Raw genomic sequence first — 13,752 nt, 5'->3', positions numbered from 1 at the left:
AAAGATATTTTAACTAATGTATTTTTATTTTTAAAAATTTCAAGTTTATCTCTTCCCTCACTAAATGTAATTTCATAAGATTTAGGAGGTTGGATATCTATTTTAGTTGTAAAGATTTCAGAAAGAGATGTACATGCTGAGCCCATCATTTGATTCATAACTTCACTTACAGCACTTAAATCTAATTCAGTCAATTCTCTGTCTAAATCAATCTCCTCTTTACCCATAAGTATATCTGTTATTATTTTTACATCATCTACTTTTAAAATTAGTATATTGGCTCCTTCCAATCCAGCCTTATAAGAAACATCAATAGCAACAAATGGAACTGGATATTCATCTGCCAACTTATCAATAGTAGTTTCTTCAACATTTGGAGTAGTAATAATAACCTTTTGATTTAAAAGTGTTGATAAAGTAGTAGCAGCAGTCCCCATGCTTATATTGCCAATTTCACCCAATGCATCTTTTTCTAAATCTCCAATCTCACTTTCATATTCATGATTTTCTTCTGTATTTTCTGCATTTCCCCTTAGTAGAGCATCAATTTCATCCTGTGAAAGCATATCATTAGTCATGACTATTCTCACCATCCTTTAGTACTTTTACTACTTTTACAGCCATTTTATTGTTTTTGGCTCCAGGAGTTCCTAAAAACTTTACATTTGATCCTATTCGAAGCTTAAGCATGTCTTTCTCGCCATCTAATTTGATAACATCACCAATTTGTAAATTTATAATATCATTAACTGAAATAGTAGCTGAACCTAATTCTGCTTTTATTGGCACTGAAGTTTCTAAAATTCTATTTCTAATAGCTTTTATTTCCTCTTTGGAAATTTCTTTTTTAGCATTAGAAAACCAAAATTTTGTACTCAATTTATCCAATATTGGTTCTAAAACTATGTATGGAATACAAACATTTAACATGCCTTCAATATCACCAATAGATAAATTTATCGTAGTCAATGCTATAGTTTCATTAGGAGGAACTATTTGAGCAAATTGTGAGTTGACTTCTATTTTTTCTAATGTTGGATTTAAATCTATAACATTCTCCCAAGCTTCTCTAATCAAATCCATCATTTTAATCATCATCTTTCTCAACAAAGAAATCTCAATTTCAGTAAACCCTCTTATTTCATTGATTTCCTCACCATCTCCACCTAGCAATCTATCAATAATAGTAAATACTAGATTAGTTGAAATGTCTATGAGTATTTGACCGTTTAATGGTTCAAAATCGATTATACTTAAAAAAGCTGGATTAGAAATAGCATTGCTGAACTCACTATATGCATATTGATCTACTGTAAGTATAGAAGCTTTTACAGGCGCTCTTAGATATCCAGATAAAAAAGTCTGAAGAAGCCTTGCAAAGTTTTCATGGATTATTTCTAATGTTCTCAATTGATCTTTTGCAACTTTTTGTGGATTTCTAAAATCATACTTCTTAATTTTTTTTGCACTTTCTTCTTCTTTAATTTCCTGTACATCCACTTCACCAGAATTTAATGCTTGAAGTAGGGCATCTATTTCATTTTGAGATAATACTTCAGACAATTGCCTTACCTCCCTACTGTATAATTAAATCATTAAAATATATATTTGTTATATTTTCATTGTCAAATAATTCTATTAAACTATTCCTTATTTCGCTTTGCAATGTCAATTGCCCATCCTTACCTTGGAGATCTTCCTCTTTTTTGTTTCTAATAATTTTATTTATTTCATCTCTCATTAAAAATTGTTTGTTTTCTAACTTTTCAAAAGTATCTTTATCAGAAATTTCTACTGTGATTTTTAATCTAACAATTTTTTTACTTTCTTTTATATTACAATACATATCTTCTAGTGTAATGTAATATTGTTCACTGTTTTTATTTTTGCCAGTATTACCTTTATTGCTATCATTATTTTTATAAAATATAAATCCTAAAATTGTTCCAAAAATTGCAAAGACTATAACCGCCACAAGAACAACTATAAGTATTATTTTTTTAGTATCCATTTTTCCACCTCGCTAAAATTCTATGGTTCCAACAACTCTTGAGATGATTTTAAAATAACTATATCAACTCTTCTATTTTTGGCTTTATTCTCTTTTGTATCATTTGGAGCTATTGGCCTATAATAGCTATACCCAGAAGATGATATTCGATCTCCACTAATTTTTTCATCTTCAACTAAATATCTCAATACATTTGTTGCACGTATTGCTGACAACTCCCAATTTGTCGGATATGTATTGGAACGTATTATTGGATCAGTATCTGTATGCCCTTCAATTTTTATTTGTTTTTCTTTAAATTCTTCTCTATTTAACAGTTCAGCTACATAGTGCAATATTTGTTTAGATTCAGGCTTTAAATCTGCTTTTCCAGAATCAAAGAAAATACTATCCATAAATCTTATAACTAATCCTCTTTCTTCAACTGTAAGTGTTATTTCACCTTTCAAACCAGTATCTTCAGCATATTCTTCTATAACACTCTTAAGTTTTGCCAATTCGTCAGCATCCACATTGTCATCTCCTAGTAGATTTTCAGGAATATCCATAGCAGTTCCACTTTCTAATACTCCTGCTCCACCCTGAAAAGAGCTCATAATAGATCTGAACTTTTGAGCATCAATTTCTGAAAAAGAAAAAAGAAGTACAAAAAAGCACAGTAAAAGCGTGACCATATCACTATAAGTTGTCAACCATTCTGCTGCACCACCTGATTTTTCTTCAACCTTTCTCTTTCTCATTATGCTCCCTCTCTTTCAGCTTGGCCTCTATAGTCCTTTCTCATTTCTGGTGGGATAAAAGTCTTAAGCTTTTCTTCTATAATTCTTGGATTTTCTCCTGCTTGAATAGCTAACAATCCTTCCACCATCAACTCTTTGACTAATATTTCTCTTTTACTTCTTATCTTTAATTTATTTGCTGTAGGTATAAATAATAAATTTGCTAGCAGTGAACCATAAAAAGTTGTGACTAATGCAACTGACATATTAGGTCCAATAGTAGATGCATCATCTAAGTTCTTTAGCATATTTATAAGTCCTATCAAGGTTCCCAACATTCCATATCCTGGTGCAAGAGCACCCATAGTTTCAAATATACTTTGTCCTTCTGAATGCCTTTCTTCTATGAAAACAAGCTCTGTTTCCAGTATATTTCTTACTAGCTCAGGATCTGTTCCATCTACAATAAGCATTATCCCTTTTTTTAAGAATTCATCATCAATTTTTTCTCCAAACTCTTCTAGAGATAGTAGTCCTTCCTTTCTTGCTACATTTGCTAAATTGATTATTTCACCTATGACTTCATCAGGAGAAATTTCTTTTTGAAAAAAAGCATTTTTCAAAACCTTATTTAAACCTAAAATACTCTTAAACGGATAACTTATAAGAGTAGAAGCGATTGTTCCTCCCAATACAATTATAATAGATGATACACTTACAAAAGAACCTAAGTCTCCAGAAGTCACAATACCCCAAATTATAAAACCAAATCCACTTATCAATCCAACGACAGTTGCTATATCCAACAGTTACACCTCTTTTCCCTGTTCTCTTCTAATATATTCTATTGATTTTCCTTTGAACTCAATTACCTTTTCTATTACTTCATCTACTGACTCTTGAACCACTACCTTTTTCCCTGTTGTAAGTGAAATAACAGTATCCGGAGTTTCTTCTACAAATTCAATTAGATCACTATTTACAACAAACTCCTTGCCATTTAATCGTTTTACTCTAATCATACTATCCCACCTTTTTATGTAGTTGGGTAGAAAATCCTACCCAACTATTTAACTATCTCTTCATGTTTACAAGCTCTTGAAGCATTTCATCTGAAGCAGTTATGATTCTTGAATTTGCTTGAAATCCTCTTTGAGTTGTTATCATTTCAGTAAACTCCATAGAAAGATCTACATTTGACATTTCAAGAGAACCAGATTTTGTTGCTCCAAAACCACTGGTTCCTGGCTTTCCAAGTTGAGCTTCTCCAGAGTTTCTTGTATCAACAAAGAAATTGTTTCCAAGCTTTTGAAGTCCCATAGGATTGTCAAATTTAGCCAACATGACTTGTCCCAAAGCTTTTCTCTCTCCATTTGTAAATATACCTGAAACAACTCCAGATGGATCTATAGAAAATCCTTCAATTTTACCTGATGAATTTCCATTTTCGGCATAAGGTTTAATATCCCTATCATTTGCATATTGAGTAAGTTTGTTGTAGGAGTCTTTGTCATCTGGGTCAAATATTGTGATTTTTCCACCCTCACCAAAAGTTGCACCTAAAGAAATTTCTTCTCCTTTTCCATTTTTCCCTTTAGTTACACCATTAAAATCTAATTTCAGACCATTTATAGCATCTTCTGCTCCTGCTCCTGCTCCTATTCCTATTATCTTCCCATCTTCGTTAAATTTAAGAACCACACCATTATCACTTTGAGGTTCAATTTTAACTCCGCTATTCCCAACAGGTATTGTTATCTTTCCATCTTGGCTTTTTATCCCATCCAATGACATATTCCACTTGTTAGGTGCAGCTTCATCTTTTTTAAAATTAAATTTCACAATATATGAATTTCCCAAACTGTCTTTTATTACAGTATCAGTAGTAAATGTTTCATCATTTCTAGAATCAAGATTTCCTCTAAATTGTATCTTATTTGTTGCTGTAGGTGATTTTGTTTCTGATCTATTTATAACTATAGGACCTATTTCATCTGTAATGTTTTCATTCTCATCTACTTTATATCCAAGCACTTTGAAACCATCTGGAGTGACTAAGTTTCCAGCTTTATCTAATGTAAAGTTTCCAGCTCTTGTATAATATTTGTTTTCATAATTTGTATCATCAGTTACTACAAAAAATCCTTCTCCATCTATCATAAGATCTGTTGGATTGTCAGTAGTTTGAGTAGGCCCTTTGGTGTGAATAGTATTTATAGATCCTATCCCTACTCCAAGTCCTATTTGTTGTGGATTTGTACCTCCTTTTCCACCTTGTGGTGCTCCTGCACCTCTTATTACTTGACTAAATACTTCCTGAAAAGTCATTTGACCTTTTTTATATCCAACAGTATTTACATTGGCTATATTGTTTCCTATAACATCCATTTTGGTTTGATGTACCCTCAAGCCTGAAACAGCCGAGTACATTGATCTCATCATAAACACATACCTCCCATTACTTAGGCAGTACTATGTCCTCTGTCAGTCAGACATAAATAACCTCCATAAAAGGTCCAGTTATAATATTACTGCCCCATCTATATTTGTAAATACATTTTCTTTAAGCTTATCATTAGATATTGTAGTGATAACAGTCTTGTTTCTAACACTTGCAATAAATCCTTTATCCCCAATCAATATCAAAGCTTCATTTATACCTTTCTCTTCTGCCTTCTTAAAAGCCTCTTCCAATTTTACAACTTCATATCCGTCTAATTTTACATCTCTTTCATTCATCCTGTCTATTGCATGTTTTGAAAATTTTATTTCATCATTATTTGATTGTATTTTTTTTAATACATCTTCAAAGTTTTTGCTTTGATTTACTTTTATATTTGGTTTTTGTAAAGATGTATTTATAAGTCTAGTTTCAAGTTGTTTTATATTGATATCATTCATTAAATCAACTCCAAATTATTCTTTTCCACCATAGGATTCTAGCATTTTTCTTATATCTATCAATTGTTTTAAAATTTCAATACTTGCATCTACATGGTTTTTATTTATAGCATTTATAGATTCTTTTATTTCCTTTTGAGATACTTGAAGATTTTTGTTCATATTTTGAATTTGTTCAAGAGTGCTGAATTGTGCCATTTGTGCTATAAATTCTTTGTCTTCCATTGGATTTAGCGGATCTTGATTTGCTAATTGGGTCGTCAATAGCTTTAAAAAAGCATCTTTGTCTAGTTCTCCTGTTTTTTTAGTTTCAGTTTTAGAAATATCTTTTTTTTCGTCAAATTTATAAACATGTTCATTTTGGTCTACATTATTAATTTCCAAAATCTCACCTCCTAAGCCATTAAATCTAATGAACCTTCCTGTGTTATATTTTCATTATTGAATACATTGTTTTCTTCATAGGTACTTAAATTGCTTAAATCTAATTTCTTAATTTTGATTTTCTTATTTTTGCCATTAGAACTGTATTTTTCTCTCTTTTGATTTTCAAAATTTGAGTTGGTACCTACTTGCACTTCAAAGGTTTTTATATCTAATCCTTGTTCTTCTAATCCTTCTTTTAGCTGATAAATATTTGCCTCTAATAGTTCTTTAACTCTATAGTTATCAACCATTGCTTTTGCTACTACTACTCCTTTTTCCACTTCTACTTTGAGCAAAACTTCTCCCAAGACTTCTGGTTTGAGCTTTATCCTTATTTCAGATTTGTTTTCATCTAATATAGCTTTGCCCTTATCTAATACTTGTTTTATTATTTCATCTTTAGGCATCTCTATTTCTTTCTTTTGAATTGCTTCTATTTTACCTTCAAAATTCGTTTTGATTTTTGAATTTGCAAGTAATGGCTCTTCTCTGATTTCATTTGATTCTGTACTTTTTTCATCTAAATCTTCTTCAAGTAAATTTTCTTCACCTTTGGTTTCAATTTCAGCTACAGTATTTTTTTTAACATTTTCTTCTGAATTTTGATTTGAGAAAAATACATCTTTTGTTTCCACCTGATTGTCACTTTTTATCGTCTCTATATTTATATCAGTTGGTATTTCTTTAGATAATGTATTTTCAAATGCTGTTTTGATTTCTTTTCGCAAAGCTAATATATTACTTTTTAAGTTTTCATTTGTTTTTACGTCTAGTACATCGTTAAATTTATTTTCTAGCTTTTCTACAATATTTTCTAATTCATCTAATCCATCCATTATATCTTCTAAACTTTCAAATTCAATTTTATCCATTGGCTTAAAATCATCATTTAAAATAAACTTTGATTCTTCAACTATATCCTTAACTTGTTCAATACTTTTTTTTACTTCATTCTCATTGTTTTCATCATTGTTAGTATAAAATCCTAACAATTGCAGTATCAAGTTCTGTATTTGGCAATTCAAACTTTCCAATTCATCAGATATTGGACTCATATTTTCTACATCATCTTCTAGCTCCCCTGTGCTTATTTTTTCATTTTTCCCTTTAGTTACAGTTTTACTAGAAATAGCTTTTTTGTATTGAAATTTTGAGTTGGCTTCACTTTTTACTTTATGACCATCTTGAATGTCGTTTTGAGCTTGTTTTAGACAGTTAGAAAAATCTTTACTATCATTTTTTATAATATTGCTTTTAGTGGAAACAAAAAAATCACTTTCTACTTTTGAATCTAAAATTGGTATATTTATGTCTTTCAACTTTTCACCTCCTTTACATAATGTTTTTATGGTTTAGCTAACAACTGAGTTAGCTGAGTAGCCTTTTTAGTACTCATATTGTTAATTATTTTAGATACTGTAGGTTTTTTCATTCTACTCAATACATCAAGTATAATAGTTGAATCAGATATTTCATATATAGATGTAGAATCAATTTCTAAAGATGTGACAGTCTTTGTGTTATCCATCATATTTTCAACAATTTTAGCAATTGCATCAGGACTCATTTTTTCATATACTATTACCAATTCATCAATTTTCCTATTGTATTCACTTACAAATTGTATAGCCTCACTTATATCTATAGTCTTTGAATTTTCAACTTTTTTCAACTGTTCTTCTCTTCTTATAGCAGTAAAAAGTTCTTCAGTAAAGTTATCATCTTCTACATTAGAAAGAATTTCTGCCGCTTTTTTAACTGATAAATTCATATATATACTACCTAATTTATCCATGGAATATATCTTTTCATTGCCAATTTCTTCAATAGCTGTATCTAGTGGCTTCGCCTCATATAGACTAGCTAGATCTCTCCATTTTTCATCTTCAATTTCTTTTATGAGCATCCCATTTTGCAGTTTAGATTTTTTTTCATCCTCTAATTTAGATAAAACTGTATCAACTATATTTTCATCTAGATAATAGAGTATCGAAGAAGCCTTGTCTTCATTCATGAAATTTATTATACTGGGTAATTTTTCTAAATACCCACTCTCTTCAGCTACCCTTTTCCCTATTTCATTTACCGACACTAATATATCATTTTTTTCTAGCCTTGATATTTCATCTTTCAACTGATTTTGTTTTTCTTCCTGTATCTCATCATATATAGAAAAAAGTAAATCTTTCCTCAATTCAATGCTTCTTACTAATTTTAAAATTTCAGAGGTCTTGCTAGGAGACATTCCATTCATTATCTTTATAATATCACTAAACAGTTCCTCATCATTTTTTTTGACTATGTATATTTTATCTGCAGCTCTACTTGAATCTAGAGAGAGATAATAGCTAGCTAAATATGTTTTTTTGTCTTGTTTTTCACTTTCAGTAGGATAGTTTCTAAAATATTTTCCTACAAATCCTGGAGCTTTAATTAATTTTGTATTCATCTTATCTCTAAAGGATTTATTTGTATTATAAACTACAGAGCCAACTCCTAGAGGTACTATTACAAGTGCTATAATGAGTATTAAAATAATTTTAGAGACTTTCTTTTTCTTTGGCTTTTCTGTGCTTTCCAAAATACCACCCCCTATTGTTGGGCACTTCCCTTAAATGTAACTATTGTGTCAATTATTTTTTCTTCTTCCTTTTTAATAGAATACAAATATTCTTCGTATCTATTTTCTTTTAATTTTTCAAATGTTTTTTTCTCTTTGGTAGCTTCAAGTAATTCATCTTTAGCTATTTCTAATTTTTCCTTTGTTTTATCCACAACTCTTTCTTGTTCCAAAATATGTCTATCTATATCTAATAAATGATCATTATATAATTTCAAATTTGCTATATTAGTTTTATATATAGATAGATTCCTTTCGTTTTTAATATTGTCTTTGTATCTATTATAATCTTCTAACACATTCTCTTCTTTAATCAATTTTTGTTTAGCCTTACCATATTCACCTTTTTTATCTGTTTCAATAATTTTTTTATAATCCAACACTTTTTCTAATTTAAAATTGAACTTGTCCATATCTCAATCCTCCATTATTTAATATCTTGGACTTTTTCATTGATATCTACAAGCATATTTAAAGTTTCATCAAAATCATAACTTTTCACTGTTTCTTGGACTAAAAACTCATCTATATTATCAATCACATCAATGGCTATATCTAATTTTTTGTTACTTCCCCTCTTATATGCTCCTATATTTATTAAATCTTCCGATTCCTTATAGGTGGCTAAAATGTCTTTAACAGTATTGGACATATTCATATGTTCTTTTGATACTATACTTGGCATAACTCTGCTGATACTAGCTAATATATCTATAGCAGGATAATGATTTTGATTTGCAAGTTTTCTAGACAATACTATATGCCCATCAAGTATTCCCCTGACAGTATCAGTAACAGGTTCGTTCAAATCGTCACCATCAACTAGCACAGTGTAAAGACCTGTAATTGTACCTTTAGAAGATGTCCCAGTTCTCTCCAACAATTTGGGCAAAAGAGCAAATACCGATGGAGTATATCCTCTTGTAACTGGTGGTTCACCTATAGCTAGTCCAATTTCTCTTTGAGCCATTGCAAAACGTGTCAAAGAATCCATTAAAAGCATTACATTTAAGCCTTGATCCCTGAAATATTCTGCTATAGCAGTAGTCACCATAGCACCTTTAACTCTAATAAGTGCAGGTTGATCTGATGTGACTACAATTACTACTGATTTTTTTAGTCCTTCTTCTTTTAAATCATTTTCTATGAATTCTCTTACTTCTCTACCTCTTTCTCCAATAAGCCCTATGACATTCACATCAGCAGTAGAACTTCTTGAAATCATTCCCATAAGTGTACTTTTTCCAACACCGCTACCAGCAAAAATTCCTATTCTCTGTCCTTTGCCACAAGTCAGCAATCCATCTATAGATTTTATTCCCAATGCCAGAGGTTCACTTATCTTTTTTCGTTCTAATGGATTAGGAGGAAATTTAGAAACTGGATAACTTTTCAATGTCTTTATAGGTCCTTTCCCATCTATAGGATTTCCCAAGCCATCCAATACCCTTCCAATCAATTCTTCTCCCACATTTACCTGCAATGATTTGCCGCTTCCTACTACTGTGCTTCCAGAAGCTATGCCTTCCATATCTCCCAATGGCATAAGTAGAATCTTATCATCTTTAAAACCTACTACTTCTGACATTATAGGTGTTTTGCTGTTGTGAGGATAGATGTGACACAATTCACCTATACTAGCCATTGGTCCATTTGATTCAATGGTTAGCCCTGTCACTTTAGTGATTTTCCCTGTATATTTGATAAGCCTTTTTTGACTTACCGCATTTATATATTTTTTCATATTAATTGTAGTATTCATATAAATCACTCACTGTTTAAAATGTCGTTTAATAGTTGCTCTACTTCTTCTACTTGATCTTTAATACTCACATCTACACTTCCACTAGCTGTTTCTATAATACAGTCACCTTTACTTAAATTGCTGTCAAGTCTTATTTCTAAATCATTCACTAAGCTAGCCTTAGCTAATATTTTGTCCTTAGACATTTCAACAATATCGTAATCTTCTTTTGAAACTCTAATTGTTAAATTATCCGTTGAATTAAGACTCTCAATACCTTTTAATACCAATGTAACTATATACTCACTATCTTCTTCTACTTTGTCATAAATAATCTTCTCGCATATATTAATGACAAGTTCTATGACATCTTCTTCTATTTCTCTATAAATATTTTCTTTTTTATTTATATAATTGCTTTTTAATTCCAAAGCTTCTTCAATTAATTTGTTAGATACTTTCTCACCACTCTCATAGCCACCATTGTAGCCTTCCTTGTGTCCAATATCATATCCTTCTTTATATCCTTTTTCTTTCCATTCATTAAATATTTTTTTAGATTTTTCGTAAGCTTGATTTAAGTATATGTCACTTTTTTCATTGGCCTCTTCAACTATTCTGTCAGCATCTTTTAGAGCTTTTGAAATTATCTCATCGTACTTTTTTTTTGCTTCTTCTAAAAATATATTTTCTTCTTCATTTTTTATCTCTTCTTCTACAAAAGTATTTTCTTCTTCTACAACTCTAAAAGATTTTATGATTTTAGACAATTATCTCATCCCCTCCTCTTGGAGTAATGATTTCACCTTCTTCTTCTAGTCTTCTGATTACATTGACTATATTTTGTTGTGCTTCTTCTATATCCTTAAGTCTGACAGGTCCCATGAATTCTATGTCTTCTTTAATCATTTCAACTAATCGTTTGGACATATTTGCAAAAATAGCTTCTTTAACTTCATCACTTGCGCTCTTAAGTGCAATAGCCCATTGACTATTGTCAACTTCTCTGATAATTCTTTGAATACTTCTATTATCAAGACCAACAATATCTTCAAATACAAACATTCTCTTTCTAATTTCATCACTAAGTTCTGCATCTTTGATATCAAGTTCTTCCATAATATATTTTTCAGTTCCTCTGTCTACAGAATTTAATATATCTACTACAGTTTGAACACCACCTGCAACAGTGAAATCTTGAGATACAATGTTTGAAAATTTACTTTCAAGAACTCTTTCTATTTCTTTTACTACTTCAGGAGATGTACTATCCATTATAGCTATTCTGCGCATTACTTCTGCTTGCTTTTCTTGTGGCAAACTTGATAGTATTTGGGCCGCCTGAGGTGGAGACAAATAAGATAATATCAATGCAATAGTTTGAGGATGTTCATTTTGTATATAATTTAGCAACTGATTCGGATCTGCTTTCCTAACAAACTCAAAAGGCCTAACTTGTAACGATGATGTCAACCTACTTATAATATCTACAGCCTTATCTCCTCCCAACGCCCTTTCTAGAACCTCTTTTGCATAATTTATTCCACCTTCTGATATATACTCTTGAGCTAAACACAACTGATAAAAATCTTCTATTACTTCTTGTTTTTCTTCAGGTGAAACCATTCTCATATTTGCAATTTCCAATGTCAACTCCTCTATTTCCTCTTCATTTAAATGTTTAAAGATTTCAGCTGACATTTGAGGCCCCAGAGCAATAAGAAGAATCGCTGCTTTTTCCTTACCTGTCAATTGTTTTCTTGGCATACTAGTCACTCCCTACTCATTTAGCCATGATCTCAATAATTGAGCAACAGCTTCTGGCTTCTTTCCAATAAAATTCTCTATTTGAGTTTTCATCTCTGATTTTTCCGCTTCAAAATCAAGTTCCTGTATTGCAGTTTCCTCATCAATTTTTTCTTCTAATACTTTTTCAATATCTTCATAATTTTCCTCTTCCCCTATAGCTTTCCTTCTCCTATACACAATGAAACCAGTTATAGCTGAAGCTAATACAGCTCCCAAAATTATCCACATAGCTAGATTGGATTTTTCTTTTGTTTCTTCTTCTTTTGCCATAAGTCCACCATTAAAACTTTCAGCGCTTACTTGGACTTCTTTTGTATCTAACCCTGTAGCAGCAGTAATTAGATCAGATATTTCTTTTTTCATTTCATCTGTCATTTCTCCGCTTGGCAAAGAATCTTTATTTACTAATATTGCCACAGTTATTGAATCTACTTGTCCAGGTGACTTGCGTATTTCTTTATTTATTTCATTTAATTCATTGTTAATAGTACGACTTGCTTTGTCATACTTAGAGTTTCCGTTGTTCTCCATTTGATAGTCTGGTGTGTTTCCATCTATACCGGGTACTCCGCCTTCTGCTCCACCTACCATATGTTCCTCTACTTCTTCCATACTTCTTATGAGTCCTTCTTCATTGCCTTCTATAGGTGGTGAAAATTCTACTATCTTTGTCGTCTCACTATCAAAATCAATTTTAACACTTGTTCTTACATCTACATTTCCATAACCAAAGACATTTTCTAGAAACCTTTTTAAGCTTTCATTTGTCCTCAATTCAATATTTTGTTTCATATTGAATTGTTCCGTCATAAGATAATTATCTTCATCTCCATTGTCAGTTAACAATTTTCCCGAATCATCAATAATAAAAACCTTATCTGGCTCCATATTTATTGAACCTGCCACAAGATTTTTAATAGCAGAAACGGTTTCTTTGGGTAAAGGCCTATTCTCATTTTTCTTTATAAAAACTGAAGCTGTATTTTCATTTATATCATTTTCTAAAACAAAACCTCTATCCTCTTTTTCATCTATGTAAACAGTGGCACTTTCAATGCCATCAATTTCCGAAATTGTAGAAGCTAATTCATTTTGTAGGGCATATCTATATCTCTCTTTTTTTTCGTAATCTGTCATAGTCCAGCTACTATCATTAAAAGCATCAACAAAACCATATCCATCTTTAGGTAAACCTTCAGAAGCAAGTTCAATCTTTACTTTATTTTTGACATCTGCAGGTACTAAAATACTGTTGTTTTTTTCATCTGTCTTCCACTTAATATTCATTTCATCTAGTTTTTTTGTGACTTGTCCCATATCTTTTAGGGATAAATTGTCATAAAGTACTTCATATTTAGGTCGCGCCAATATACTTATGAGAATTATAACTCCAACAATAACTAACACACTACTAATACCTAATTTTATTTTCTTTTTTTTGTCCATACCCGTCCAAAATTCATTTAATTGCTTCTTCATTTGTTCGATAGTTTCTCCCACCAAATCACCCCATTTCCTGCTA

General features: G+C 30.9%; 16 protein-coding genes. All 16 read right to left on the bottom strand.

The window, feature by feature from the left end; all coding sequences use genetic code 11:
* Positions 1 to 578 (bottom strand): flagellar motor switch phosphatase FliY (gene fliY / locus BUA21_RS09495; protein WP_072744588.1); only part of this gene is annotated, 578 nt, incomplete at its 3' end.
* A complete protein-coding gene (fliM, locus tag BUA21_RS09490) occupies positions 571 to 1,563 on the bottom strand; it encodes a flagellar motor switch protein FliM (RefSeq protein ID WP_072744587.1) in 993 nt (330 codons plus the stop codon). The genes fliY and fliM, both read right to left, overlap by 8 nt.
* A 13-nt stretch (positions 1,564 to 1,576) precedes the next feature.
* Positions 1,577 to 2,011 carry a flagellar basal body-associated FliL family protein gene (locus tag BUA21_RS09485; RefSeq protein ID WP_072744586.1) on the bottom strand — a complete coding sequence of 145 codons (435 nt, stop codon included), beginning with the start codon at positions 2,009 to 2,011 and terminating at the stop codon, positions 1,577 to 1,579.
* 20 nt (positions 2,012 to 2,031) lie between these two features.
* Positions 2,032 to 2,751, bottom strand: coding sequence for an OmpA family protein (locus tag BUA21_RS09480; protein WP_084604225.1), 720 nt, complete (start codon positions 2,749 to 2,751; stop codon positions 2,032 to 2,034).
* A complete protein-coding gene (locus BUA21_RS09475; protein WP_072744584.1) occupies positions 2,751 to 3,536 on the bottom strand; it encodes a motility protein A in 786 nt (261 codons plus the stop codon). The genes BUA21_RS09480 and BUA21_RS09475 overlap by 1 nt, the downstream gene beginning before the upstream one ends.
* Positions 3,537 to 3,539: 3 nt before the next feature.
* Entirely contained in the window at positions 3,540 to 3,752 is a 213-nt protein-coding gene (locus tag BUA21_RS09470) for a flagellar FlbD family protein (RefSeq protein WP_072744583.1), read from the bottom strand.
* Positions 3,753 to 3,804: 52 nt separating this feature from the next.
* Positions 3,805 to 5,172 (bottom strand): flagellar hook protein FlgE, encoded by a 1,368-nt coding sequence (locus tag BUA21_RS09465; protein WP_072744582.1) that lies wholly within the window; start codon positions 5,170 to 5,172, stop codon positions 3,805 to 3,807.
* A 78-nt stretch (positions 5,173 to 5,250) separates the two neighbouring features.
* Positions 5,251 to 5,631 (bottom strand): TIGR02530 family flagellar biosynthesis protein, encoded by a 381-nt coding sequence (locus tag BUA21_RS09460; RefSeq protein WP_072744581.1) that lies wholly within the window; start codon positions 5,629 to 5,631, stop codon positions 5,251 to 5,253.
* 15 nt (positions 5,632 to 5,646) lie between these two features.
* The gene (locus BUA21_RS14485; RefSeq protein ID WP_199228970.1) at positions 5,647 to 6,015 is read right to left on the bottom strand and encodes a flagellar hook assembly protein FlgD; all 369 of its coding nucleotides are present in this window, start codon (positions 6,013 to 6,015) and stop codon (positions 5,647 to 5,649) included.
* An 11-nt stretch (positions 6,016 to 6,026) separates the two neighbouring features.
* Positions 6,027 to 7,376 carry a flagellar hook-length control protein FliK gene (locus tag BUA21_RS09450; RefSeq protein ID WP_072744580.1) on the bottom strand — a complete coding sequence of 450 codons (1,350 nt, stop codon included), beginning with the start codon at positions 7,374 to 7,376 and terminating at the stop codon, positions 6,027 to 6,029.
* Positions 7,377 to 7,402: 26 nt separating this feature from the next.
* The gene (locus BUA21_RS09445) at positions 7,403 to 8,638 is read right to left on the bottom strand and encodes a MotE family protein (protein ID WP_072744579.1); all 1,236 of its coding nucleotides are present in this window, start codon (positions 8,636 to 8,638) and stop codon (positions 7,403 to 7,405) included.
* An 11-nt stretch (positions 8,639 to 8,649) separates the two neighbouring features.
* Positions 8,650 to 9,090, bottom strand: coding sequence for a flagellar export protein FliJ (gene fliJ, locus BUA21_RS09440; RefSeq protein WP_072744578.1), 441 nt, complete (start codon positions 9,088 to 9,090; stop codon positions 8,650 to 8,652).
* Between the two features lie 14 nt (positions 9,091 to 9,104).
* A complete protein-coding gene (gene fliI, locus BUA21_RS09435) occupies positions 9,105 to 10,439 on the bottom strand; it encodes a flagellar protein export ATPase FliI (protein WP_199228972.1) in 1,335 nt (444 codons plus the stop codon).
* 5 nt (positions 10,440 to 10,444) lie between these two features.
* The gene (locus BUA21_RS09430; RefSeq protein ID WP_072744577.1) at positions 10,445 to 11,191 is read right to left on the bottom strand and encodes a FliH/SctL family protein; all 747 of its coding nucleotides are present in this window, start codon (positions 11,189 to 11,191) and stop codon (positions 10,445 to 10,447) included.
* Positions 11,184 to 12,188, bottom strand: a complete 1,005-nt coding sequence (gene fliG, locus BUA21_RS09425; RefSeq protein ID WP_072744576.1) for a flagellar motor switch protein FliG — start codon at positions 12,186 to 12,188, stop codon at positions 11,184 to 11,186. The genes BUA21_RS09430 and fliG overlap by 8 nt, the downstream gene beginning before the upstream one ends.
* Before the next feature lie 12 nt (positions 12,189 to 12,200).
* On the bottom strand, positions 12,201 to 13,730 hold the full coding sequence (gene fliF, locus BUA21_RS09420) for a flagellar basal-body MS-ring/collar protein FliF (protein ID WP_072744575.1): 1,530 nt from the start codon (positions 13,728 to 13,730) through the stop codon (positions 12,201 to 12,203).
* Positions 13,731 to 13,752: the final 22 nt, after the last annotated feature.

This window comes from Sporanaerobacter acetigenes DSM 13106 (assembly GCF_900130025.1).
Lineage (GTDB): Bacteria > Bacillota > Clostridia > Tissierellales > Sporanaerobacteraceae > Sporanaerobacter > Sporanaerobacter acetigenes.
The sequence above is the reverse complement of the archived record's forward strand: the minus strand, read 5'-3'. Positions and strand labels throughout refer to the sequence as shown.

Coding starts and splice junctions, on each gene's coding strand:
- fliI (WP_199228972.1), bottom strand. CDS start 10,439: ATGAATACTACAATTAATATGAAAAAATATATAAATGCGGTAAGTCAA.
- BUA21_RS09480 (WP_084604225.1), bottom strand. CDS start 2,751: ATGAGAAAGAGAAAGGTTGAAGAAAAATCAGGTGGTGCAGCAGAATGG.
- fliG (WP_072744576.1), bottom strand. CDS start 12,188: ATGCCAAGAAAACAATTGACAGGTAAGGAAAAAGCAGCGATTCTTCTT.
- BUA21_RS09465 (WP_072744582.1), bottom strand. CDS start 5,172: ATGATGAGATCAATGTACTCGGCTGTTTCAGGCTTGAGGGTACATCAA.
- fliJ (WP_072744578.1), bottom strand. CDS start 9,090: ATGGACAAGTTCAATTTTAAATTAGAAAAAGTGTTGGATTATAAAAAA.
- BUA21_RS09460 (WP_072744581.1), bottom strand. CDS start 5,631: ATGAATGATATCAATATAAAACAACTTGAAACTAGACTTATAAATACA.
- BUA21_RS09470 (WP_072744583.1), bottom strand. CDS start 3,752: ATGATTAGAGTAAAACGATTAAATGGCAAGGAGTTTGTTGTAAATAGT.
- BUA21_RS09485 (WP_072744586.1), bottom strand. CDS start 2,011: ATGGATACTAAAAAAATAATACTTATAGTTGTTCTTGTGGCGGTTATA.